This window comes from Paenibacillus sp. J23TS9 (assembly GCF_018403225.1).
GTDB lineage: Bacteria > Bacillota > Bacilli > Paenibacillales > Paenibacillaceae > Paenibacillus_AQ.
Genome location: NZ_BOSG01000004.1, coordinates 171469 through 194564, shown reverse-complemented (window position 1 = coordinate 194564; position 23096 = coordinate 171469). Strand labels below are relative to the sequence as shown.

Sequence of the window (23096 nt, the reverse complement as noted above, 5' to 3'; positions counted from 1 at the left end):
AAATAAAAACAAACCAATCGGATACCGCAGGAGGAATGAATACATCATGAAACTGGACAACTATACGATCGAAAATGCACAGGCCGCAGATCTGCCCGCCATCGTTGACATTTATAACACGACTGTCGCCGGGCGAGTGGTAACCGCGGATCTGGACCCAGTGACTGTGGAGAGCCGCCAGCGCTGGTTTGAAGAGCATAACAGCCATCACCGTCCGCTGTGGGTTATGAAGTCGGAGGGAGAGACGTTAGCCTGGTTGAGCTTTCAATCTTTTTACGGACGCGCTGCCTATAACGGGACAGCTGAAATCAGCATTTATGTGTCTGAAGCCTGCCGTGGCAAGGGCGTGGGCGGTATTTTGCTGGAAAAGGCTTTTGAAGCCTGCCCGAGTCTTGGAATTAAGCGTTTGGTCGGCTTTGTCTTTGGTCACAATGATCCAAGTTTAAGGCTGCTGCGGAAGTACGGTTTTGAGGATTGGGGCTTCCTGCCGGGCGTGGCTGAGCTGGATGGAATGGAGCGCGATCTCGTTATCGTGGGCAAAAAGGTAGAGGCTTCGGCATAAGAGATTTTAGGCGAAGACTCTGGCAATAGTTTAAATCATACGGATATGGAACGAGATAAAGCCAACTCAAGGCGGTCTGCAGCAGGTCGCGCAAGGGTTGGCTTTTTACATAGGGAATGAAGTTTGGAGATAGAAGATACCAAATTCATGAAAAAATGTATTTACATGAACAGACAGGCGCTGGCATACTATATTTAATCGGAATAATTCCGGGGTGAGCTATTGTAGTAGAACTAATCATGAATACATAAGGAGGAATATAATGATGAAGCGATTCAAACTGGGACTGGCCGCGGCGCTGTCCCTGCTTTTGGTGCTGCTCGCGGGCTGTCAGGCTGTTGGCGGCGTGGATGTGAGTAAGGCAGCTCTCGGCACGCTGGATGTTAAGTCATCCATGTCCAAGCAGACCCTGTCCCTGCAGCTGGTTCCCGCAGACGGTAATTTGAAGGAAGAGGACCGGAAGGCCATCGAGATGTTTAATTCTTTTTCCGTGACGATCGATCAGGCCATCATGCAGGATACCAATAATGCGTCGATGGAAGGAACGGTTCAGTTTAAGGGCAAGAAGCTTCCATTCCATCTGTCTATGGACAAGAAGGCGTTGACTCTGTCGGTTGCTGGCATGACGCAGCCCGTGTCCGTTCCGCTTGAGCTCGAAAACTTGGATCTTGGTTTGGTGGGTCCAAATATGACGAATGAAAGCCTGATTCAAACGTACAAGGATGTGTTTGGATTCCTGCTCAAGCATACGCCGAACCCATCATCCATTTCAGTTACACCCGTAACCGATAAAGTGAACGGAGAGTCGCTCTCCCTGCAAAAGCTGCATATCGACATCCGCGGAGATGAGCTTGTGGGCTTGGCCAAAGGCTTCCTGACGAGCCTATCCAAGGATAAAGAAGGCGTGAAGCAGCTGATCAGCCGCTTGTATGACACGTATTATCCGATTTTTGAAGCTTATGCCGGAGCTCCGGAAGAAGCATCAGCTACACCAGACGCTGCAGAGAAAGAGAAAAACATTAATGATGCAGTAGATGAGCTGATGGGCATGCTGGATGAGCTGCTTCCCGATTACGACAAGAATGTAGATGAGCTGCTCGGAGAAACGCCAGAGCTTAGCGAGATTCTGGGTAAAAATACCGTGCTTTCTCTCGATTTCTTGCTCGATAGCAAACTGAATATCCGTAAGCAAAACATGGATCTGACCGTGCAGCTTCCAGCTAGTGAGGATCTGCCGATCAAACAGGTCAAGGTTCATTCCGAATCGGAAACCTGGAAAGTCAACGAGCCGGTTACCATTCATGCGGTGGACAGCTCGAAGGGAATCTGGGATGTGAATCCGATTGATGCAACACCAGGCGAGGTACTGCGCCATCTGGATCGTCAGTCCGACCTGTATCTTTTGCTGAAGGATGATATGAACATTACCCGCAAGTCCTTCACAATGTATACAGACGAAGATCCTAGCATGCTGTATGACGCCGGATATGAGCCGGTAATCGTGAACAATATCATGATGGTACCGGTGAAATATGTAGCCGATGAGCTCGATGCCCAGCTGCTGTGGGATCAGGCAACGAAGCAAATGACGCTGACCGATGACCTGACGGGTTCCAAAATCGTTCTGAAAATAGGTTCGAAGCAGGCGTCCATCGACGGAGTAAGCGAAACACTGACGCAGCCGGTGCAAAATATTGACGGATACGCCTACGTACCTATGCGTTTCATTACCAAAGCGCTTGGTGCGCAAGGATATTGGGATGCGAAAGAGCAAATCGTAACGATTGAAAGAAACTAAATAGGAAGCGCGATGTTTCCGAAAGAATTATGAATGCAAATGAGTCAGGACTCTTCAATGGAGTCCTGACTCATATTTTTATTTAGGAGATGATTATTAAATGAAAACCATGGTTATTGCAGTAAGCGGCTACTCCGGAGCAGGTAAAAGTACGGTAGTGTCACGTTTATCAAGGACATTTAATTGCGCAGCTCTTTTTTTTGATGACTATGCATCACGAAAGGATTTTCCAAATGATTTAGCCTCGTGGTTAAGAGACGGAGGAGATCCCAATGATATTACGACTCCATTACTTTACAACCACCTAATAAAATTAATAAGTGGTCAACCAATTGAATTAGTTAAAAGAAATGGTTGGGCGGAAGAATACGGAATAATTCATACGGAAGGAGAAGTACAGATCATAATGCCTAGCCCGTTGATAATCGTTGAAGAACCATTTGGAAGAGAACGACAGGAATTGAAGCATCTAATTGATTTTGTAATTTACCTGGATATTGAGCCTGAAATAGCTCTTGGTAGAAGGATACATGATTTAATTCAATATTTAAGAAATGATTCAGAAGTTTTAATAAACTTGCTGGATCATTTTTTATTTGATTACCTATATCAGGGAGTCAAGGACATGTATATTGATATCGGAAAGAGAGTAAAAGCTAACTCAAATTTAATTATAAATGCAAATAGAAATATTGATGATATCGTCTTAGAGATATCTGAATTGATTAGAAGGAAGAAAGGAGTTTAATGGTATAATCAGGAAGGAGTGTGCTTCAGCTATCGCAATATTCACGTTTCGGGCAATAAGGCCCTTGGTCCGGCAGAGGGAATTCGGAAGCGGGAAGCAACCGGACACACTTGGCATTCGCCAAGCGTAGTGAATACGGGAACGTTATAAGAAATCGGCGAAAATGATAAGGAGCAGAAAATATGAAATGTCCCCACTGTAACAACGAATTCAATGAACTTCCTTTATGTTACGGAATTGAAGCACCCTATTATTTTTACACTGTACCAGAGGAGAAAAGAACAGAATTAATTAGAGATTTTTGTGTAATTGATGAACAACATTTTTTTATTAGAGGACATATTGAAATACCAATAATTGATAATAAAGAGAAATTTATATGGAGTGTTTGGGTTACTCTTAGTGAAGAGAATTTTTTGAAATCTAATGAATTATTGCACGTTGAAGGAAGGGAGCATGAAAAACCTTATTTTGGATGGCTCTCGACTGAACTTTCAATATATCCATTAACCACATTATCGTTAAAGACAATGGTACATACGCAAGAAGTTGGTGCTGTCCCGTTAATAGAATTAGAACAAACGAATCATCCACTTGCGGTTGAACAAAGAGAAGGAATTACAATGGAGAGAGTTAAAGAAATTGCTCATTTAATAAATCATAGTCAGTACTAGTGCCTTAAGCCTCTCGGCTTCATGAATACAAGAACGTTATCTTTGTGAATAATTTCAAGGAGAATTTGAATGAAGAATCAAAAACCAGTAATTATTGAAGAATACAATGAAGAATGGCCACTAGCATTCAATGTAATAGAATCAATTTTATCAAATAATCTTAATGGTTTAGCATTACGAATTGAACATGTTGGAAGTACATCGGTCCCGAGTCTTGCAGCCAAGCCAATCATTGATGTTGATGTAGTAATTGAATCTATGGAGTACCTGCCAGGGGTAATCAAAAAGCTTGAGGAACTTGGATATGTACATGAAGGTGATTTGGGAATTAAGAACAGAGAAGCATTTGCAAGAACGGACGCATATGTACCTTACGGTAGTGATGGTAATGAGAAGTACGAACATCATCTATACGTATGCAATAAAGAAAGTGAAGAATTAAAAAGACATATAACATTTCGAGAAATATTAAGAAAGCATCCTTCTTTAGTATCAGAGTATGCGAATTTGAAGAGAGAACTTTCCAATAAGTTTACAAACAATCGCAAAGCTTATACCGATGGGAAGACAGAATTTGTTACGAGGGTAATGAATGAATTTAAAGATGATTTCTAATATATTTCAGGTAGACGAGACGAAGACATCTGATAACAATATGTTCCAGCTTCACGCTATAACCCAATTTCACATTTTCCAATACTATGACTTCTTATTGTTGTCAACAATTGTTACAAAGCATTTGTTTTAGATTTAATAATAATTCTTTGGAAAATAATGAAGATGATCAGGTAGTAAAATTTGTACACGAGGAGATAAAACGATGATAAAAAACAAATTACTAAGAATGGACAATGTCGGCATCGTTGTAGAATCCCTTGAAGACGCAATCTCTTTCTTCGAGGAAATTGGCTTGAAGCTCGAAGGTCGAGCTACTGTCGAAGGTGAATGGGCTGGCCGTGTAACCGGACTAGGTTCTCAGTGCGTAGAGATTGCTATGATGGTTACCCCAGATGGGCACAGCCGACTTGAGCTTTCGAAATTTCTGACCCCACCTACTATATCAGATCACCGGACTGCTCCTGTAAACTCCCTCGGTTATCTACGCGTCATGTTTACAGTTCAAGACATTGACGAAATGGTATCCAGACTCACTAAGTATGGTGCGCAGCTCGTTGGCGAAGTGGTTCAGTATGAGGACTCGTATAGGCTCTGCTACATTCGAGGAATCGAAGGACTTCTAATCGGTTTGGCGGAACAACTCGGTAACAAATAAGTAGGTGACGATTTATAAAAAGCATTTACTTATAATCATGGGAGATAACTCAGACGACACACGAGCCAACCTAAGATAGGAGCTATTTAAGGTTCCGGCTCGCGTCGTGAATATGGGAACGTTATATGAAATAGATGCAAGATATATATTACAAAAACAAAATTGAGAACGCTTGTACGCAGATGTGAATAAAGGTAAAATATAACTACAGTTGAATCTTGGGTGGGCGTGGTTTTCCTTCGAAAGGAGGTGAAGCCATGGAAATGAAAGATGCATTAACGATCATGTTCTTCTTTGGAACGTTCATTCTTGTTCTTTTAACATACATTAATCATAACAACAAGAGAAAGTAAAACCCACCCAAAGGTTGAGGCCAGAGGTGGGTTTTGTTCCTATGCGACTTAGAAGGAAATAAACCATCCAAGCCAATTGTACTGGCCAAGTGTTCGCAGCACTTGGTCTTTATTACGTATATAATAACACAAAGAAAAAAATGTATCAAAACGTGAAATAAAATGAAAAGTGACAATATAAAAATTAGTAATATGTTGAGGAGATATTATATGTTAGGACATTTAGGCTTCTCATATGTAGGTCTGATTTATTTATTGATGTTATTTATTCCAAATATCATTTGGAGTAAGAGTCAACCAATTGATAGTGAAAAAACTCATGAAAATAAAGTATTAATATGGTTTGAACGAGTTGGACAAGTAGGCTGTACAGGTAGTGTGTTAATTTTTAATGATTTTAACATTGCAACGTTTTCAGCTTGGAGTTTGTGGCTAATATCATCATTTTTACTAATGATTTTTTATGAAATTTGTTGGATTAGATATTTTACTAATGAGCATACAAAGGGAAAATTATATCGTAGTTTTTATGGGATTCCTGTACCTCTTGCGAGTCTGCCTGTTATGGCTTTTTTATTATTGGGCATTTATGGGGAAGTTATTTGGCTGATTGCATTTGGTATCATACTTGGTATAGGACATATCGGAGTACATATTCAGCATTTAAAAGCGATAAAAAAAGTTGAGTAAACTTTGGAGGATACAGATTGAAGAACGATGTTTTGAAGGCAATTCAGAGAACTAAGTTGAAAGACACTTTCTGGGGTACTTCGAAGAGGTCGTTGACTTCAGTTAACACAGTATTCCAGCTGCGCCGTTGACGCTCCTTGGTCTGTCCGAGGGCTTTCGATGAAGTGGATTCAGGCAGACAACCCTGCGAGGCTAAGTCCATCGGACCCAGTCGCATACACTTCTTTAAGTCTCTCGGGTTCAGAAATACGGATACGTTATATGACATAAACCTAATACATTTTAGGAGAAAACAATGAAAAACACTTCGAAATGGGTACAATACTTTGCAAGTAATAATCAAAACCTCAAATATATTCATTGGGATGACAACTACAAATTAACAACAAAAGAAAGAGAAACAGTAATAAAATCGATTCAACAGTTTCAATTAGGAGAGAATTCTGAAGGTAAACATCTAATTAAACGCGCACAAGAATATGTACAAAAGACAAAAGATGAGGATTACTATTTAGCACTTATAGAATTTATAAAAGAAGAACAGAGGCATGCTAGAGATCTTGGTAGATTTATGAGGGCGCAAGGGATTCCTCCCCTTCGTAAACATTGGGTAGATAATATATTTAGAAGATTTCGTCGAAATGCGAGTTTAGAACAATCAATTATAGTTCTAGTAACTGCTGAAATCATCGCGAAGATATACTATAAAGCCTTGCAAAAATCTACAAAGTCAAAAGTATTAATAGATTTATGCGATCAGATTTTGTGCGACGAGGGGAAACATGTTCAGTTTCAATCTGAAACACTTCATAAACTTTCTCAAAATAGAAGTGCTTTCTTTAACAGAATAGTATATATCCTTCGTAGATGCCTATTTGAAGGAACGTTAATCATAGTGTGGTATCAACATAAGCCTGTATTTAAAGCAGGGGGCTATAAACTCAAAAGTTATTATTATGAATGTCGTTATGAGTTTAACTTAACGAAGGAGCTTATAGCTAATTCATAGTATAGATTTACGTAAAATAAAACACCATATCCAGGTGTCTAAACAGTCAGCCCTCATGTCTGCCCGAGCATTTTCGAGGAAGCTGATCCAGACGGACAACTCTGTGAACCTAACCGCACCGAGCCGGCTCCTGGCAGCATTAAGTCGGTGAGACGTCGTGAAATACAATAACGATATATGAAACTGGTGCAGTTTATTAACATAATAAGGGGAGAGTAGTACATATGAAAATTATTGATCTTTTGAAAGATGATAAAAATAAAATTAATCAAACAGCAACTCTATTACATGAAAGTTTTGAAGCTTGGGGCACATTGGAATTGGCAATTAATGAAGTTATTGAATCACTACAAGAAAATAGAATAAGTCGTGTATTAATGAATGATAAGGGTGTTGTCATTGGATGGATTGGTGGTCAAAGCCAGTACAACGGAAATGTTTGGGAAATACATCCTCTAGTAATTAATAAAGCATATAGAAGAAATGGTTTTGGGAAAATGCTTGTTAATGATTTTGAGAAGCAAGTTGCACAACGTGGTGGAGTAACAATATTACTTGGTTCGGATGATGAAAACAATCAAACTAATGTTTCTAACCAAAACCTATACAGTGAGCTTCCTTCGTTTATCGAGAATTTCTATAGTGAAGCTCATCCAATTAATTTTTATCTGAAATTGGGATTCATCATTATTGGAATTATCCCAGATGCAAACGGGATTGGTAAACCAGATATATTAATGGCAAAGCAAGTGAAATGAAATTGAAGAAACCACCAGAATCGACACTGCTGGGCGTTTTCCCCTTGGTCAGTTCGAGGCATTTTGAAGAAGTAACTCCAAGCAGGTAACCCTGCGTGGCTAAGTTCGTCGGACCCGGTTGCATTGCTTCCTTAAGCTCAGCACAATGAACAGAAAAAACAAAAGCATTTAATTCTACTTGTTTTAACTAATGTGTAGTTTAATGGTAGGTTTCATTAAAAGTTCGTTGGATTTCTGACGAAGTAAGGATTATTCATATTATCGGAGGTGGCATATGGATATTGAAATTCGTGAAATTCAAGAAACTGATTATCCTGACGTAGTATTGTTATGGAATAATGACCTAGGTAGTCATACTGTCACTGCTGAAAATATATATGAACGGTTTGAAGATTGAATAAAGATGAAAATTACAAAACATTCGTTGCATTGTTTGAAAACAAGGTAGTAGGTTGTATTACGATGGTACAAACAATGGCATTGGAATACGAAGTAGGATACTTGAAAATTAATGGTCTTGTTGTACAAAAAGGTTTTCAACAAAAAGGGATTGGAGCTAGACTTCTTAACCATGCAGAAAGTTATGCATCAGAGAAAGAACTCTCTTACCTTATATTAAATTGTGGATTTCAACGAACAAATGCGCATGAATTTTATGAGTCCAAAGGTTATGATAAATTATCGTACTGTTTTACTAAAAAAGTCAGTTAAAAAGCAATTATACTTTCTCAATGTGTTAACGGGTACGATCAGCCGAATCTTGTTAGACTTCGAAGAGGGCACTGACATCATATAACAATGAGCTCACGCTTCAACAGATAGACTGGCTCGGTTCCAGAGGGGGGAATCGGAGAAGGGATTGCCTCAGGACACATCCGTACTAACTAAGCGCATCGCGGCAGGCTCCTGCGAAGCCTTAAGACGGTTGGACCTCGTGAATACAAAAACGTTATGGGAAAGCCCTTTAAAATCTATATAAAGGAGAACGGGACTTATATGAAGGATATCACAACAATTTATATAACAAGACATGGACAAACAGAATGGAACATTCAGAAACGTTTTCAAGGGCATAATGATTCGCCACTAACAGAACTTGGAGTTAGGCAAGCAACATGGCTCGGAGAATCTCTCCAAGATCATAAAATAGATCAAATTTACTCAAGCACAAGTCTAAGAGCAATTAATACTGCAGAAATAATTAGAGGTCAACGAGAGATACCTATTGAACGATATGACGCGTTTAAGGAGATAAATCTTGGGATATGGGAAGGTATTACTCAGGAAGAAGCAAAGAGCAGTAATGCCCTTCAGTTTAATTATTTTTGGAGTGATCCAGAAGCATTTCAAGTCGAAGAAAGCGAGACGTTTCAACAGGTATATGAGCGGGCGGTAAATAAGCTTCATGAAATTATGAGTAAGAATCAAGGTGAGTCTATTTTAGTAGTTACTCATACTGTGGTTATTAAATTATTGATGGCTTATTTTGAACAACGTGATTTAAAAAGTATTTGGGAACCACCATATATTCATCCAACCTGTTTATGTCAGATAGAAATTAATGAAGATAACCATTCAATCATTCTACATGGCGATATGAGCCACTATAGGGGAGGAGTAATTGAAAATTAATCGAGGAAGCCAGAGTCTTTGCATAACAGCATATTCACGCATCGGTCATTCGCCCCGTCTGGTACGGAGCTAGAATAAGCCGGACACTTCCACACAGGCTAACCGATCGCGGCAAGTTGCGAAAGAACTCACTTATTGTTGTTTGTATATTAAAGAAGGCCCCAACACGTTTAGGAATGGAACTACGAGTTAATTGCCGTGAACGTTAGTTGAAAAAGATTGGGGGAATAAGCTTGCCTTATTATTTCAAACTCATGGTTATCTTCAGCTTAGTTTTTGTAATTGCGTCATGTTCAGAAAAAAATGCGAATACATCGCTACCTCAAGAAAGCTTAACTACACAAAACAACAATAGTGAGCAAAACAGGCTATCACAAGCTAGCCCAGTTGAACAAAACGATAATATGGAACAAAAGCTTGATCAGTTTATGACCAACATGAAATTTTCAGGATCCGTAATGCTCGTCAAGGATAATAAAATTCAAACCGCCAAGGGATACGGCATAGCCGATAACCTGAGCAAACAACCGAACGGACCAGATACAATCTATCAAATCGGCTCCCTCACCAAAGCATTTACCGCTGCAGCTATCTTACAATTGCAAGAATCCGGTAAGCTCAACATCGATGATCCCGTACAGACCTACAAGAAGGATTATCCGAATGATAAAGTAACCCTCTATCAGTTGTTAACCCACACATCCGGAATTCCCGATTATACCGGGTTTACGGATTTTATAACTACCATGGACATACCCGTGAGCGTTGACGATCTCGTAGCCAAATTCATGGACAAGCCGCTTGAGTTTGAGCCAGGCAGTCAGTTCGCCTACAGCAACTCGGGCTATGTTCTCCTGGGAGCCATAATAGAAAAGGTCAGCGGTGAATCTTATGGTGATTATTTGAACAAACACATATTCAAGCCTCTTGGTATGGAACGAACAGGCTATCTAGATAAAAGTAATTTCAGCTCAAATGTTGCCGTCGGTTACTTTAGAAATATAGATGATGAATTGGTGCAAGCAGATCCAATAGATGTGACTGTTGCTTATGCTGCCGGTGGAGTCTACTCCACCGTTGAGGATCTTTATAAGTGGATTCAGGGGCTTGAGACTGGAAAGATCATCGGTGATGCTTCTTGGGAAGCGATGCGAACGCCGAATTTTGCAAAGTATGCAATGGGATGGGGGATACCTGATCAAAAACGGACGGTATATACTCATGGTGGGGCAATCAATGGTTTCTCCTCTATGATTTGGCGAGACATGTCACAGGGGACAGCAGTTATCATGCTCAGCAATTTAGAAGGAGCCTCGTTCGGGAGTATGATCGAAGTTTTGCAGGATCTGCTCAGTTCCGAAGAGTAAGCGCTTGTGGCTGACGCCCTTGGTTGCCTAATGTATAATTATGGAATATGGTTCAGACTACACACGAGCCTGCTTAAGATAGGAGTAACCTAAGGCCGGCTCGAGTCGTTATTTAGAGGTAAAGTTATGCAGAGTAAAATTGAAGAAATGCAATGCGCCTTTAGGAGGAACCCCATGAAAGTAATTTTTTTAATTATGGCAGTCATCATTATTCTTTCAGGCTGTAACGCTGGTAAAGTTGAAACTCTTCCTTTATCTAAACCATCTTTTATGTATTCTAACGTAGAAGGGAAATATTACGTTGCAGCATTTGGAACCACTGCCAAACAATTTCTTGAATTTCAACAAGTGTTTGACCAAAATATTGAAAAGATAACAGGGTATTATGAGACTGGAACTCCAAGTGATGAAGAATTACAAATGTTTAACATAAAGGATTTACCAGAGTACATCGTTTTCGATACAGAAAAAGAATTATTTCGAACGGATAACCTAGATAAACTTAATCAATTTCTTATGAAAAAGCATAATTAATTTATTTATTTCTAGATCTAACATCAACAACTAAACCTTATCGGATGATTCTAACTTACACGGAGGGTTCCAGTATGCTTTACGATTTAAAAGGTGAGGCAAAGATGTCACCCATTGTAGGCATGTTATTTTCAGCTGTCAAAGAAAACAACCAGCGATTAAAACTGATAACCGAAGGGATGTCGCAAGAAGAAGCAGATTATAAGGGTCCAAATAGCAACTTTAATAGTACAGCGCAGTTAATCAAACATCTCACGTATGTTGACCTGAACTGGGTTTACAGGCTTATGGGAGAACCACTTTCCAATGCTTTAATCGAGCAATATGGTCCCATGTTAGATGAGAATAACAAGCTTCCAATGATTCAGGGGAAATCGATAACCACACTTTTGGCAAACTACGAAGTTGTAATGAATATGTTGGAAGATACATGTACACAACTAACGGATTCTGATCTTGATAAAGTAGTGACATTTGGACATGGAAATGAAAAGCAAGCAACCCTTCGTTGGGGAATATGGCATATCGCGGACCATAGTCGATATCATCAAGCTCATATGAATCAGAATAGAAAGTGGTATAAGGAGTATGTTTATGTATTTCAAAGGGACGCTGACAATTTATAACTCTATACTCATGCTTCAACCATGTTGCCTTCGGCCCTGGAACAAAATTTAGAGGAGGTCATCAAGATCAACAAGCAGAGCGTTTATGAAACAAATAGCTTCTATTGGGATACCAAAGGGAATGAATTTTTAAGAGCCATCGTACTTCCTTTGTATGGAGCTTTTGTCTCAGAAGAAAAATGCCAACTTTTTGGCGATGTCTCTGGAAAAAAGATGTTGGAGATAGGCTGTGGTAATGGTCAGTCCTTGCAATATCAGGGGGAGCGAAAAGCATCTGAACTATGGGGAATGGATATATCAGAAAATCAAATTGAAAAGGCAAAGCAGCATTTGACGGCGTGCGGTCTTTCAGCAAAATTGATCTATTCTCCCATGGAGGAAGAATGTAACATACCCGTGGATTATTTCGACTTTGTATATTCGATTTACGCAATAGGCTGGACAACCGACCTTGAAGGTACATTCCGTAGGATCGCTTCTTATTTAAAAAAAGACGGCATTTTTATTTTCAGTTGGTCTCATCCTATACATAGATGTGTTATTGAAGAGAATAATAGATTTGTTTTTAACAAGCGTTATTTTGATGACTCTTGGTATTCGGTATCTCCTGAGTTTTGTCAAGGCGAGCTAACTTTATCTGATCGTAAACTATCCACTTATATCAATGCGTTGGCGAAAGCAGGGTTTGTTATTGAACAAATGGTGGAAGAAACCGACGATGAAATCATACATTTATATGATGAAAATAATGATTTGGTAAAAAGAGCGAAGATGTTTCCTGTAACCTTCGTGATCAAAGCAAGAAAACTTTAAGATTACTGAAGAGGCCCCAAGAATGAGCTAGCTCGAGAGAGGATGGGCATCAGCACGCATCGCGGGAGGGGGATTTCCGGGAAGTAAAGATAGCCGACCAACCCAGCAACCGCGCTGCGGTCAAACCATTAGACGAAAACCGTATCAAAATTTTTAGTGAGGATGGTGACACATGAAGATACAAGTAAAGGCTTTATCGGAGTCAGATGATCAATCTATTTTTGAAATGATTGAAGAAATTGGTCTAGGGGAGAATGGATATACTACAAATTTCCCAAATCATGATTATGAACAATTCAAAGCTAGTTTGCCTAGAATGATTGAAATATCTAAAGGAATAAATCTACCTGATGGTTACGTTCCACAGACAATATATTGGATGTATATTAATGATAGACCCGTCGCATACGGTAAATTAAGACATAAACTTAATAATAAATTACTTGAGTATGGAGGACATGTTGGATATATAGTCAGACCAAGTGAAAGAGGAAAGGGATATGGTAAGCTTTTTTTATCTGAACTAAAAAAATCTGCAAAGAATATTGGAATTGATGAACTTCTTATAACCTGTGATGAAACCAATCTAAGATCTAGAAGAGTCATTGAAAGTAACGGTGGTAATCTTGAAAGAGTCCATGAAGGAATATGCAAGTATTGGATTGAGTTATAGTTGGAAGTAGTTTGAAGGTAAGGCCCTTCACCGAAATAATAAAACAGAGAATACTTCATAGAAGTAATGGAAATGGTTATTGCGATTGGAAAACATCTATTAAGATCAATGAAATGATAAAGAAAAGAAACAAGAAAAAAGCTTCCCAATGAATATCGAATAAAAGAAATCAATCACCCAGAAACTATTGTTTGTGAAATTTTGGGAATCATGGATAGGCATGTTCCAATATCCTCAAAAGGAATGGAATTGAGCAGAATTGATTTTTTTAGCTACATCCAAAATTAAAGTTATAACCTGGTGTCTAATGTAGTTTCGGAGAGGTAATTGGCAGTAGGGAAGCGGGATCAGTCGGACACATCCGCATTGACTAAGCATCGCGCCAGGCGACTTCGTCCCTAAGTGGATGGCGTCGTGAAATATACGACATCCCAATGCAAATTTAAAACACGGAAAGGAAGAGATAAATGAATAAAGGACAAATTATTTTCTTGAACGGAACATCTAGTTCAGGAAAGACAAGCCTAACCAAAAAGCTGCAAGAAAGAAATAAAGATTTGTATTTTCATTTATCGTTAGATGTGTATGAAAATATGGCTCCAGAGAAAGATCTGGAAAACAACTATTGGGACACTCTTAGAGAGTGTGCTTCAGCGATGCACAACAGTATAAAAACTTTCAGTGATGCTGGGCTTAATGTAATTGTAGACCATGTTATTTTAGACATTCCCGAAGAGAAGGGGTGGCTTGAGGAATGTGTGACGCTTCTATCAAATTATCCAGTAATTTTTGTTCGGGTCAATTGTCCAATACATGAATTGGAACGCCGAGAAAGAGATAGAGGCGATAGAGATATTGGTCAGGCTAAATGGCAATCTGAAAGAATTCATGAACATGGAACATATGACTTAGAAGTAAACACATTTGAAAATACAATTGAAGAATGTGCTGAATTGATTATGAAAAATATATTACCGATAAACAACCCCAGTGCGTTTAAAAGATTGTATGAAAGAAATAAAGAGAAAATTTGAGAGTCTCCTCAAGATGACCTCGTATAACAATATTTTCACGCTTCGTGGGTTGCATCTCGATTATTACAGTGACAAAAGCCAAGGAGGGAAGACTGGTGAGCAGAAGAGAAATTCTAGCTGAGATAGCTGAAGGGTTAGCTTCAAGACCGTTAATAGGAAATGAAGATAAATATGGTCCGGATTTGGAACCAATAATTAACCGTTTTCCAAGAGAGAACCCAAAAATCGGTTTCGATTGGTGTGCTGCATTTGTATATCATTGTTGTAATGAGGCAGGTGTAAAGTTACCTATTCGATATCAAGAGCCAGTTTCACGTAATTTTGCATGGGTAGAAGCTTGGTTAGAATGGGGACAGTTATTTGATTTTTATTATCCTATAAGTGATTTGCTGTTTGTACCAGAAAAAGGGGATCTTATCATATTTGATAACATTTTGGGGAATGGCCCAAATGATCATATCGGAGTGGTGTTGAGAACTGAACAGAATAAGATCATTACGGCAGAAGGAAACTTTTATAATAAGTCAGGAATTTTTGAAAGGACAAAAGATCAAATAAATGGATATATAAGAATCGATGATAAGTATTAATGAATGTTAAAAGCATATTCCCTTGGAGGTCGAAATCATGACAGCATTAACTGATAACTAATTTTCACCTTTGATTTCATATACAGAAGAAGCCAAAGAGAAGTTTGGGTCTTCAGCTGCGTCTATTGTGATAATTCAAGACAACAAAATAGTAACAGAATGGTATTCAGGAAAACATCATTTTAAGAATGGATCTCTCGTCATAACAACTGATTCTATGTTTAACTTGTATTCACTAAGGAAGACGTATGTCGGACTCGCTACAGCAATTGCTGTTGTGGAAAGCAAATTGTCTGTTGACAGTAAAATTTCTGATGTTCTCAGAAAAACGCCTGAATACGAGTTGGGCGATACCACAATAAGAGATCTAGCAACAAAATCAGGAGCTAAATATTTTGGATCAAATCGTATTGAACGTGAGGAAGTAGCATGTGATCTCATTAAAGAGCTTACAGGATATAATATTGCTGAACTGATTACAGAACGAATATTTAAACCAATGAAGTTAACTGATACGGAATGGATTTCGGTGCCTAAAGAAAAATTAGTTTGTGATTTTCAAGCTGCAGACGGTTATGCATCCGTTAGAATTGAGTCAAATGAAGGTCATGAAAGAAATCTGTACTCAAGTGCGAGAGACCTGGCACAGTGGGGGGACCTACATCTAAATAGAGGTTTAATAAATCATAGTCAGTTAGTACCAATTGATGTTTTTAAGCTCATTGAAGAATTACGAATGGATACCGAAGATAAGAAGCGTATTTTTGGATGGTACTATCAGGATCAGTGCTATTATGCATCAGGTGCAGCAGGTTGTCACTGTGTCATTGTGCCCGAGTTTAATGCGGTAGGAGTTCGAATGTTAAATAGATATACAGAAAACTACGCTGAAGATCAGATTTCTTTTAATAAAATATTCTATAGCTGCCTTCAAGCATAATGAGAGAAGCCAACCAGCGCATACACGAGCTTTTCGGGTTCGGAGATACAAGAACGTTATACGATAGAACCGTAAAATACATATTAAAACGCAGGAGATGACTTCATGGAAAATAGGCCACAGCTAGTTTTGGACATAGCGGGTGTATTAGTGAATAATATATCATCTGTATTTTGGAAAGAACTTGTTGCAGTTTCAGGTGTTACTTTGCAAGTAATAAAAGAACAGTTTAATGAAATAAGAAGGAATCTATGGACTGGTAATCTTAAGGAAGAGCAGTTATGGGTATGGTTGGTTAATCGTTATCCTGGAATTAACACAGATAAAGCGAGAGAGATTCTGATTAAAACCCTAGAACCATTGCCTTCAGTTCAATATCTTGAACAATGGAGCCGAATAGCCGACATTCATCTTTTAAGTAATCATTGTAGAGAGTGGCTAGAGCCGATTTTAACAGTTCTTGAAAAGCACACAAAAAGTATAACTATTTCAAACCAGGTAGGGTTATGCAAACCGGATATCCAGATCTATGAAATGGTTGCATCGCATTTTGAATTTAATGAACGGGTTTTGTATGTGGATGATCAGGAAAAGAACTTAAAGCCGGCAATAAGTCTTGGGTGGGAGACATTACTTGCAGACGATAATAACCATTGGATTAAAGATATAGAACCGAAATTATTGCAAAATTAAAGTAACTAAAAGACAAGAATAAAAAAAAGAAGGTGGGTTTCATATGAGTGAAATTATTAGGTATGAAGTGAGCGAAGAATTAGCAAATTCAGGATTTGTTGAAGCGGGAGATTTTATCTTTCTAAGCTTCTGTGTAGGTAATGTCGGTGGAACAGTTGGAGAACAAGTAGAAGGTGCACTGGATAACATGTCTGATAGATTGAAACAGGTAAATTTAACACTTGAGTCAGTCGTTAAGGTCGATGTGATGTTAAGAGACGTTTGGGATATTCCTGTAATGGAGGAGGTATTCAGACGCCGCTTTAAGGGACAATATCCAGCAAGAAAAACGGTATCAACTGAGTTTGCACATAAAGGTGGTTCTAATGGACTCAAAGTACAAATTGATGGAATTGCATATAGAAAAAATAAAGCATGATATAAATGTGGTTGTTGATAAAGGAATACGAAACAACGGCTAATAACGTATATACGCTGTGACTACACCCTGGGTCAGATGAGGGGAGCGAAGAAGTGATTAAATGCATCAAAAACTTGGAGGATCAATGAAAAAGTTCTATATTGCATCAAGTCTTAAAAATATAGAAACAGTCCGATTTGTAAGTGAACTATTGAAACAAGAGGGATTTATTCATACATATGATTGGACTTTAAATGACAATATTACTTCAATTAATCAACTTAAAGATATAGGGAAGAAGGAAATAGATGCAGTAATGAGTTCGGATTTTATTGTAATTTTGTTTCCGGCAGGTAAAGGCAGTCATGTTGAATTAGGTATTGCGCTTGGAAATGGAATTAAAGCATATCTGTACTCCCAGAATGATGAAATAAATGACTTTGAAACGACGAGTACATTTTATCATTTGGACGAAATTTGCAAATATAAGGGACCAATAGAACAATTAATTCAAGTTATATTGAAGGATCAAAAAACGGAAGACATATCGAAATCAAGCGACAACTCCTCACCTATTAAGCGCATTGCGACGGGCTTCGGCCTTAAGTAGGTGAGGGTTTGTGAAATGCTTAGACGATATTAATGTAATTATGCTATAGCTGATCCAAAGCAGCGAAAGTTAAAAGCAACAATTTTATTTTGTATTTTTAATGCTTCAGGCGCTTGTTTACTAGGGAGGAACAATGGTGATTATTCTAATTTCGATTCTAGTCACAGGTATTTTTATAGCAGTCCTGTTTTCATTTTATTTGATTTTTCCAAGAAAAGACATAATTGATACAAGTGTTTTTCCGTATTCGTATTCGATACAAACTTTAAATAGGAGTGATATTCAACATAACTATGAATGTGCTGCATTTTCAAGTGCATTCGTACTTAGACATTTTGGGATAGAGGCGGATGGAAACGAACTTTATAAAAACTTTCCCAGAAGGCTATTGGATGGAACTGTTAGTCCTAAGGGCATTATTATATATTTTAAGAGGCTTGGTTACGATGTCTCTTTTTATAGTGGAAACATTAATACGTTAAAGAAGCAAGTGAATCAGGGTGTACCTGTTATTGCGTTCATAAGAGTTTTTACGGATAAGAGATATTTACACTTTGTACCAGTGGTTGGTTATGATCAAGAACACTTTTACTTGGCAGACTCTTTGGAACACACAATTAACTTTAATGGAGCTTATTATAACCGAAAGATATTAATTAGTGATTTTGAGGCAGTATGGAAAACTTGGGTGCCATTTTGTAAAAATACGTATATTGTTGTACGCAAAAGTACTTAGAAACATTAGAATATGTAAGATATTTATATATAAGGGGTGACTAAATGAGCGATTATATTCGAGAATTACGTTCATTAGTTGGAACAAGACCTTTAATTTTAGTTGGTGCAGTAGTTATTATCCAAAATAATAAAAACCAAATTCTTTTACAGCATCGCAAAGACGGGGATTGGGGATTACCAGGCGGCCTTATGGAGCCAGGGGAATTAATAGAGGAAACAGCAACTAGAGAAGTATATGAGGAAACAGGGCTAACGTTAAACCATTTAACCATGTTGGAGTTGTTTTCTGGTCCAGCTCTGTATCTAAAACTAAAAAACGGAGATGAGCTTTATTCTGTAACAGCAATGTATCTTTGCAATGATTACAGAGGTGAATTGGCGTGTGATTCAACCGAATCACATGAGATACGTTTTTTTGATGTGGGCGATCTACCAAATTTAAATCCTGCCAATACTATTTACCTTGCAAAATATTTAGAATCAGATTGTAATCCTTTGAACCTAACGAAGAGGGGGCTATGAGCTCCCTCTTTATTTGTTATATACCCTATGCAGAACCACATCATATCAGCATGAATATAACCAGGATGATAAGGAGACATAAAGCTGTTAATTCATGAATTCAAAAGTATAGATCGTCCATAGATCACCAATACACTCACAAGAACGAAAAAGCAGAGGAGTAACCAAGATGCGAGTTTCATGCTAAGCTACACCTACCTTGTCCGGTTCACTTGATGGATGGGCAGCTTTATCGTTTGACACAGATATTACGCCGATTAAAATTGTTGAATTTCGCAATGTTCGTTCCTCCCTAGAGACGATCCTTCTTCTCTTATCTGTATGTTGATGACAGAACCATCATAATATCCGTTTGTTACGTCAATGTGGCAAAAGCAAACGGCATTTGATTTGAAGGTACGGGATACATAGGCTTGGCCCATTCAATAGCAAAAAAATGTTGAGTAAGATGATGTAAAAGTCTCTCCAATTCTGATCTAAATTCTATACAGCTTGCTGACTTGGTTTCGGCACTACAGAAATAATTACTGGATTTGAGTTCATTGCGAGCTTGGTTCCAAACGTTTTTGTTGTCGTTGTTCTTCCAATAGATTAGCCATGAATTCTTGAATAGGTTTCGTTAGTGGCGTGGAAAATGAAGGATGTGCAAGGTTGCAGGTTTCAAGCGGGTCTGCAGTCAAGTTATACAGCTCGTATTCGTCTGGAACAGGTTGGGTTTTAACGGATGTGACACAAAAGGTATACGAGGTTGACTGCTGTCCGGGAGTGGGATCTGCCGCTGTTTGGGTAGTGATATCTTTACTGCCTGGATGGCTCCAAAATTGATCGTTATCAAAGTAGCGGGAGTACTTCCATAATTCTCTCGTATTGTTCCGATGTATGCTGGCGATAACCGTTTCGATATGATTGGGTTGGATAACGGAAGGATAGGGTTTCCCTAATGGATTGGTTTGGTGCTGGCCTCGTGTCACATCGTCATCGATCATAAAATAAACCGGGCTTTCGATGAAATCAAACTCATTTTCCCCTAAAACAAGAGGTGAGAGATCATGGCCGACCAAAGGATGAACTTCACTGAATCGTTGACGCAAGCGGCTTTGAATCTCTTCTACATTGGCATTAGCCAGTCCCAACATCGTAGGCAGCAAATCAACATGGCTTGTAAGTGAATTGAAGTTCTTTTTGGAGGGGAAAAGTGTTCTATTATGAATGACGAAGGGGACATGTAACATTTCTTCATATGCACAGTACCATTTTTGATGGAGATAGCCATGAGCACCGAGTAGTTCCCCGTGATCGGATGTGAAAATAACAATTGTATTGTCGTAGAAGGAAGAACGGGTTAAGGCTTCAAAAACCTTGCGCATCTGCATGTCGGCGTTTTTCTGCAGCTGATAGTACAGATTGCGGTAATGCGAAGAGTTGATAATGGGCTGCAAAGCTCTGGGATACAGCTGTTGATAGCTTGCTTGGCAGCGCGGCTTGGTATCCAAACGTTCATTGATCGTTGGCGGGGGAGCTACCCAAGGCATGGGATCCACATGGAAATTAAAATTCGGAAGATGTGCGGTGAGCGCACCATACAGAACAATATCATGAGGGTTCACGAATGAAGCAACAACAAGCCAAGGATTGGCATCGCTGTTGGTTTCTTTCTCACGATCGAGTGATTCGATGAGTTCAACCACATCGGATGCATTGACCACGTCTCTGCCGCTAACACCGAAGGCCGCGGAAGAAGCGGAGTTTCGCGGGTTTTTACCGTGAGGTTCTGGGCCAATCCAGCTGGAGAAACCAAAGTCGTTCAGGCGGTTGGCACGCAGGTATAATTCTTCTTGTTTTCTGTCAGGCACGCCGGTCATGGGATGATAGCTAGGAATGCCTTTATGCGTACCGGGAACAACAATATCTTCATAAGAAATATGCCACTTCCCTTTATAATAGGTCTGGTAGCCTGCCTCACGAAAATAATTCCCCATAGTCGGTACCGTGTTTCTTCCTAGCCAGAACATATCAGAGTCAAAGGTTTCCTTGGCAATCCCATCGGTTTGACTCACGCCGTGGAGAGAGGGATACTGACCTGTCAACAGTGTAGCCCGGCTTGGGCAACAAGCAGCACTTCCGATATAATGCCTATGAAATGTCATGCCATTCGATTGCAGAAGTTCATGAGTGATAAGATTTTGTCTGCGCCATGCTTTAATTTCCGCTTGCTCATAGACGGGGGGATAACGTTCCTCATCTACAAGGATCACAAGGAAATTAGGTTTTTCACCGTGGGATGGAGGGGGGTGGGCATTCAAGGCATACACATCCTGTGTTTTTGCCCTAGAATATGATGAAAAGTTCTAAAAAAGAAGTGATTTCTCTCAAAATCGATAACCCATTCATAGAAGATACATCGCTTCGTTGAATGGAGTTAAGTATCTTAGTCCTTTATTAATATGCAGCAGGACACGGTTATTGAGTCTGATTGTCAACTTCAAAAAATGAATGTATGATGGAATATAATTACATAATACCCAGATTAACATAACATCAACATCAAAGGATTATCATATCGGAGTGCAAAGTCCGTGCTGTGAACTCATGCCACTGTCGCAATACTCCAGGATGGAGGAGATATTGCGATTTTCGGAAGTTATCCGAAACCTCCGTGTCTGGTAAAGAGCTTATTATTTCTGGCTTAAACATAGTAAAAAATGGAAATATAAAACAAAAACGAGCTTGAATTAGTTAGAGACATTATGCACCGACTAACCACATCGCGGCGGCTCACTTTGTTCGCTCGGTGAGGGTTCTTGGATGCAAGAACGTTAGCAGAAATAAGTGCTGAATGGTTCTAAGAAAATCATAAGATGAAGATATACAATAATCATTATCAATGTTGGAGTCGAATAGTGGTGGGAGAGGGGATTTAATGAAAATCAATAAGGAAATTTTCAATCTATCGGCATGGTTAGCTCTGCTTACCATATTTATTATCCCGGGTAAAGTTTCTATTGTTGGGATACAAATGACACAGTATGGATACCCATTCAGATTTATTTCACTTTTCAATACTTCAACTCATATGGATAAATGGCTAATCAAAGATATTAATGTCCTACTACTCTATTACTTTTTTGATGTCATAATAATATACTGGATTATTCTTGGAGTAATGTTTATTAAAAATAAAATAAGATGATCAAGAAAAGAAAAGAATATCGTTTGCTTAAGTTGGTGGGAAGTCGTGAATACAAAAAACGTTATCCGAAATTCATGCATGACCTAGTAAATAATATTTTATAGATAACATAAATTCAATAAAGGAATGACTAGAATGTCTGAGAAGTTAATGGGTGCTGCAGCAGTTATCTTTAATTCTGAAAGACAAGTTTTATTAGTAAAACATAGTTATGGTAAGAACAATTGGGATTTACCAGGAGGGAAATCTGAAAAAGATGAGTCAGTGCAAGAAACAACTAAGAGAGAAGTAATGGAGGAAACGGGACTCGATGTGGAGATAGGCCAATTAACAGGGATTTATTATGATCCTAACTATGATATGCATCATTTTGTTTTTATCTCAACAATCAATCATGACCAAGAACCTGAAGCGACTTCACCTGAAATATTAGAATGCAGATATTGCTCGTTAGATGAATTGCCAAAACCAATAAGTGATTTTACTATAAGACGAATACATGAAGCGATTGAGATTAATTCAAAGCAATTATTTCACGTTATTGGTCCGAGAAAGTGGATTGAATAAATAACTTCTGAAACTATTCAATATCCCTTGTGATTATAACGAGGAGGGCATGAACAACGGGTAACACCCTATTCATGCTTCGGGCCATTCGGCCTCGGTCCGGCAGGAGTCCGAAGTGAATTCGGGGCATTTCAGTAGCTAGGTTTAACCGGACACCTCCCTCCACCTAACTGCATCGCGGCCGGTCACTTCGTGACCTAAAGGTAGAGAGACGTCGTTATAAGAAAACGGGTAGCCTTTTTGTAGTTAGTTTAAACGTTGGAGAATACGTTATTCGCCTCTCCGCTTTTTGTTTCGATAGT

The 23096-nt window shown here is 38.9% G+C and carries 29 protein-coding genes; 28 read left to right on the top strand and 1 reads right to left on the bottom strand.

Going from position 1 to position 23096, the window contains the following annotated elements; translation table 11 throughout:
- Positions 1-46: 46 nt before the first annotated feature.
- From KJS65_RS22490 to KJS65_RS22375, 26 genes are all read left to right on the top strand, one after another.
- Entirely contained in the window at positions 47-562 is a 516-nt protein-coding gene (locus KJS65_RS22490) for a GNAT family N-acetyltransferase (RefSeq protein ID WP_213652086.1), read from the top strand.
- A gap of 262 nt (positions 563-824) precedes the next feature.
- Entirely contained in the window at positions 825-2360 is a 1536-nt protein-coding gene (locus tag KJS65_RS22485; RefSeq protein ID WP_213652085.1) for a copper amine oxidase N-terminal domain-containing protein, read from the top strand.
- 100 nt (positions 2361-2460) lie between these two features.
- Positions 2461-3108 carry a nucleoside/nucleotide kinase family protein gene (locus KJS65_RS22480; RefSeq protein ID WP_213652084.1) on the top strand — a complete coding sequence of 216 codons (648 nt, stop codon included), beginning with the start codon at positions 2461-2463 and terminating at the stop codon, positions 3106-3108.
- A 182-nt stretch (positions 3109-3290) separates the two neighbouring features.
- Entirely contained in the window at positions 3291-3782 is a 492-nt protein-coding gene (locus KJS65_RS22475) for a DUF2199 domain-containing protein (protein ID WP_213652083.1), read from the top strand.
- A 69-nt stretch (positions 3783-3851) separates the two neighbouring features.
- Complete coding sequence (locus KJS65_RS22470) at positions 3852-4397, top strand: GrpB family protein (RefSeq protein WP_213652082.1); 546 nt, start codon at positions 3852-3854, stop codon at positions 4395-4397.
- A gap of 205 nt (positions 4398-4602) precedes the next feature.
- Positions 4603-5055, top strand: a complete 453-nt coding sequence (locus tag KJS65_RS22465) for a VOC family protein (RefSeq protein WP_213652081.1) — start codon at positions 4603-4605, stop codon at positions 5053-5055.
- Between the two features lie 257 nt (positions 5056-5312).
- Positions 5313-5408, top strand: a complete 96-nt coding sequence (locus tag KJS65_RS29970) for a putative holin-like toxin (RefSeq protein ID WP_244864726.1) — start codon at positions 5313-5315, stop codon at positions 5406-5408.
- A 210-nt stretch (positions 5409-5618) separates the two neighbouring features.
- The gene (locus tag KJS65_RS22460; RefSeq protein ID WP_213652080.1) at positions 5619-6098 is read left to right on the top strand and encodes a hypothetical protein; all 480 of its coding nucleotides are present in this window, start codon (positions 5619-5621) and stop codon (positions 6096-6098) included.
- A gap of 295 nt (positions 6099-6393) precedes the next feature.
- Positions 6394-7107 carry a ferritin-like domain-containing protein gene (locus KJS65_RS22455; RefSeq protein ID WP_213652079.1) on the top strand — a complete coding sequence of 238 codons (714 nt, stop codon included), beginning with the start codon at positions 6394-6396 and terminating at the stop codon, positions 7105-7107.
- A 224-nt stretch (positions 7108-7331) separates the two neighbouring features.
- Complete coding sequence (locus KJS65_RS22450; RefSeq protein WP_213652078.1) at positions 7332-7865, top strand: GNAT family N-acetyltransferase; 534 nt, start codon at positions 7332-7334, stop codon at positions 7863-7865.
- A gap of 274 nt (positions 7866-8139) precedes the next feature.
- Entirely contained in the window at positions 8140-8262 is a 123-nt protein-coding gene (locus KJS65_RS30120) for a hypothetical protein (protein WP_280531350.1), read from the top strand.
- Positions 8259-8576, top strand: coding sequence for a GNAT family N-acetyltransferase (locus KJS65_RS22445; RefSeq protein WP_244864724.1), 318 nt, complete (start codon positions 8259-8261; stop codon positions 8574-8576). Before KJS65_RS30120 ends, KJS65_RS22445 begins: the two co-directional genes overlap by 4 nt.
- Before the next feature lie 285 nt (positions 8577-8861).
- Positions 8862-9497 carry a histidine phosphatase family protein gene (locus KJS65_RS22440; RefSeq protein ID WP_213652077.1) on the top strand — a complete coding sequence of 212 codons (636 nt, stop codon included), beginning with the start codon at positions 8862-8864 and terminating at the stop codon, positions 9495-9497.
- A 233-nt stretch (positions 9498-9730) separates the two neighbouring features.
- Entirely contained in the window at positions 9731-10864 is a 1134-nt protein-coding gene (locus KJS65_RS22435; RefSeq protein WP_213652076.1) for a serine hydrolase domain-containing protein, read from the top strand.
- Between the two features lie 174 nt (positions 10865-11038).
- Complete coding sequence (locus KJS65_RS22430) at positions 11039-11398, top strand: hypothetical protein (protein WP_213652075.1); 360 nt, start codon at positions 11039-11041, stop codon at positions 11396-11398.
- Between the two features lie 74 nt (positions 11399-11472).
- A complete protein-coding gene (locus tag KJS65_RS22425; RefSeq protein WP_213652074.1) occupies positions 11473-12024 on the top strand; it encodes a DinB family protein in 552 nt (183 codons plus the stop codon).
- A 21-nt stretch (positions 12025-12045) separates the two neighbouring features.
- Entirely contained in the window at positions 12046-12837 is a 792-nt protein-coding gene (locus KJS65_RS22420) for a class I SAM-dependent methyltransferase (RefSeq protein ID WP_213652073.1), read from the top strand.
- A gap of 172 nt (positions 12838-13009) precedes the next feature.
- Positions 13010-13510 carry a GNAT family N-acetyltransferase gene (locus tag KJS65_RS22415; RefSeq protein WP_213652072.1) on the top strand — a complete coding sequence of 167 codons (501 nt, stop codon included), beginning with the start codon at positions 13010-13012 and terminating at the stop codon, positions 13508-13510.
- Between the two features lie 467 nt (positions 13511-13977).
- Positions 13978-14544: a chloramphenicol phosphotransferase CPT family protein gene (locus tag KJS65_RS22410; protein WP_213652071.1), complete on the top strand. Its 567-nt coding sequence runs from the start codon at positions 13978-13980 to the stop codon at positions 14542-14544.
- A 95-nt stretch (positions 14545-14639) separates the two neighbouring features.
- Positions 14640-15134: a CHAP domain-containing protein gene (locus KJS65_RS22405; RefSeq protein ID WP_213652070.1), complete on the top strand. Its 495-nt coding sequence runs from the start codon at positions 14640-14642 to the stop codon at positions 15132-15134.
- Positions 15135-15204: 70 nt separating this feature from the next.
- Positions 15205-16074, top strand: a complete 870-nt coding sequence (locus tag KJS65_RS22400; RefSeq protein ID WP_280531349.1) for a serine hydrolase domain-containing protein — start codon at positions 15205-15207, stop codon at positions 16072-16074.
- A gap of 105 nt (positions 16075-16179) precedes the next feature.
- Positions 16180-16767, top strand: coding sequence for an HAD family hydrolase (locus KJS65_RS22395; protein ID WP_213652068.1), 588 nt, complete (start codon positions 16180-16182; stop codon positions 16765-16767).
- A gap of 43 nt (positions 16768-16810) precedes the next feature.
- The gene (locus KJS65_RS22390) at positions 16811-17185 is read left to right on the top strand and encodes a RidA family protein (RefSeq protein ID WP_213652067.1); all 375 of its coding nucleotides are present in this window, start codon (positions 16811-16813) and stop codon (positions 17183-17185) included.
- A gap of 103 nt (positions 17186-17288) precedes the next feature.
- On the top strand, positions 17289-17777 hold the full coding sequence (locus tag KJS65_RS22385) for a group-specific protein (protein ID WP_306432987.1): 489 nt from the start codon (positions 17289-17291) through the stop codon (positions 17775-17777).
- A 133-nt stretch (positions 17778-17910) separates the two neighbouring features.
- Entirely contained in the window at positions 17911-18513 is a 603-nt protein-coding gene (locus KJS65_RS22380; RefSeq protein ID WP_213652066.1) for a cysteine peptidase family C39 domain-containing protein, read from the top strand.
- A gap of 44 nt (positions 18514-18557) precedes the next feature.
- Complete coding sequence (locus KJS65_RS22375; RefSeq protein ID WP_213652065.1) at positions 18558-19037, top strand: NUDIX hydrolase; 480 nt, start codon at positions 18558-18560, stop codon at positions 19035-19037.
- A 539-nt stretch (positions 19038-19576) separates the two neighbouring features.
- Here KJS65_RS22375 and KJS65_RS22370 read toward each other — a convergent pair.
- Positions 19577-21340: a sulfatase family protein gene (locus KJS65_RS22370; RefSeq protein ID WP_213652064.1), complete on the bottom strand. Its 1764-nt coding sequence runs from the start codon at positions 21338-21340 to the stop codon at positions 19577-19579.
- A gap of 617 nt (positions 21341-21957) precedes the next feature.
- Between KJS65_RS22370 and KJS65_RS22365 the strand changes: the two genes are divergently transcribed.
- Both KJS65_RS22365 and KJS65_RS22360 read left to right on the top strand, forming a co-directional pair.
- On the top strand, positions 21958-22227 hold the full coding sequence (locus KJS65_RS22365; protein ID WP_213652063.1) for a hypothetical protein: 270 nt from the start codon (positions 21958-21960) through the stop codon (positions 22225-22227).
- Positions 22228-22362: 135 nt separating this feature from the next.
- Complete coding sequence (locus KJS65_RS22360) at positions 22363-22794, top strand: NUDIX hydrolase (protein ID WP_213652062.1); 432 nt, start codon at positions 22363-22365, stop codon at positions 22792-22794.
- Positions 22795-23096 lie beyond the last annotated feature (302 nt).

Bases quoted from the DNA above. Each gene is read 5' to 3' on its own strand.
- KJS65_RS22490 (WP_213652086.1), top strand. From the start codon at position 47: ATGAAACTGGACAACTATACGATCGAAAATGCACAGGCCGCAGATCTG.
- KJS65_RS22485 (WP_213652085.1), top strand. From the start codon at position 825: ATGATGAAGCGATTCAAACTGGGACTGGCCGCGGCGCTGTCCCTGCTT.
- KJS65_RS22480 (WP_213652084.1), top strand. From the start codon at position 2,461: ATGAAAACCATGGTTATTGCAGTAAGCGGCTACTCCGGAGCAGGTAAA.
- KJS65_RS22475 (WP_213652083.1), top strand. From the start codon at position 3,291: ATGAAATGTCCCCACTGTAACAACGAATTCAATGAACTTCCTTTATGT.
- KJS65_RS22470 (WP_213652082.1), top strand. From the start codon at position 3,852: ATGAAGAATCAAAAACCAGTAATTATTGAAGAATACAATGAAGAATGG.
- KJS65_RS22465 (WP_213652081.1), top strand. From the start codon at position 4,603: ATGATAAAAAACAAATTACTAAGAATGGACAATGTCGGCATCGTTGTA.
- KJS65_RS29970 (WP_244864726.1), top strand. From the start codon at position 5,313: ATGGAAATGAAAGATGCATTAACGATCATGTTCTTCTTTGGAACGTTC.
- KJS65_RS22460 (WP_213652080.1), top strand. From the start codon at position 5,619: ATGTTAGGACATTTAGGCTTCTCATATGTAGGTCTGATTTATTTATTG.
- KJS65_RS22455 (WP_213652079.1), top strand. From the start codon at position 6,394: ATGAAAAACACTTCGAAATGGGTACAATACTTTGCAAGTAATAATCAA.
- KJS65_RS22450 (WP_213652078.1), top strand. From the start codon at position 7,332: ATGAAAATTATTGATCTTTTGAAAGATGATAAAAATAAAATTAATCAA.
- KJS65_RS30120 (WP_280531350.1), top strand. From the start codon at position 8,140: ATGGATATTGAAATTCGTGAAATTCAAGAAACTGATTATCCTGACGTA.
- KJS65_RS22440 (WP_213652077.1), top strand. From the start codon at position 8,862: ATGAAGGATATCACAACAATTTATATAACAAGACATGGACAAACAGAA.
- KJS65_RS22430 (WP_213652075.1), top strand. From the start codon at position 11,039: ATGAAAGTAATTTTTTTAATTATGGCAGTCATCATTATTCTTTCAGGC.
- KJS65_RS22425 (WP_213652074.1), top strand. From the start codon at position 11,473: ATGCTTTACGATTTAAAAGGTGAGGCAAAGATGTCACCCATTGTAGGC.
- KJS65_RS22420 (WP_213652073.1), top strand. From the start codon at position 12,046: ATGTTGCCTTCGGCCCTGGAACAAAATTTAGAGGAGGTCATCAAGATC.
- KJS65_RS22415 (WP_213652072.1), top strand. From the start codon at position 13,010: ATGAAGATACAAGTAAAGGCTTTATCGGAGTCAGATGATCAATCTATT.
- KJS65_RS22410 (WP_213652071.1), top strand. From the start codon at position 13,978: ATGAATAAAGGACAAATTATTTTCTTGAACGGAACATCTAGTTCAGGA.
- KJS65_RS22395 (WP_213652068.1), top strand. From the start codon at position 16,180: ATGGAAAATAGGCCACAGCTAGTTTTGGACATAGCGGGTGTATTAGTG.
- KJS65_RS22390 (WP_213652067.1), top strand. From the start codon at position 16,811: ATGAGTGAAATTATTAGGTATGAAGTGAGCGAAGAATTAGCAAATTCA.
- KJS65_RS22385 (WP_306432987.1), top strand. From the start codon at position 17,289: ATGCATCAAAAACTTGGAGGATCAATGAAAAAGTTCTATATTGCATCA.
- KJS65_RS22380 (WP_213652066.1), top strand. From the start codon at position 17,911: ATGGTGATTATTCTAATTTCGATTCTAGTCACAGGTATTTTTATAGCA.
- KJS65_RS22375 (WP_213652065.1), top strand. From the start codon at position 18,558: ATGAGCGATTATATTCGAGAATTACGTTCATTAGTTGGAACAAGACCT.
- KJS65_RS22365 (WP_213652063.1), top strand. From the start codon at position 21,958: ATGAAAATCAATAAGGAAATTTTCAATCTATCGGCATGGTTAGCTCTG.
- KJS65_RS22360 (WP_213652062.1), top strand. From the start codon at position 22,363: ATGTCTGAGAAGTTAATGGGTGCTGCAGCAGTTATCTTTAATTCTGAA.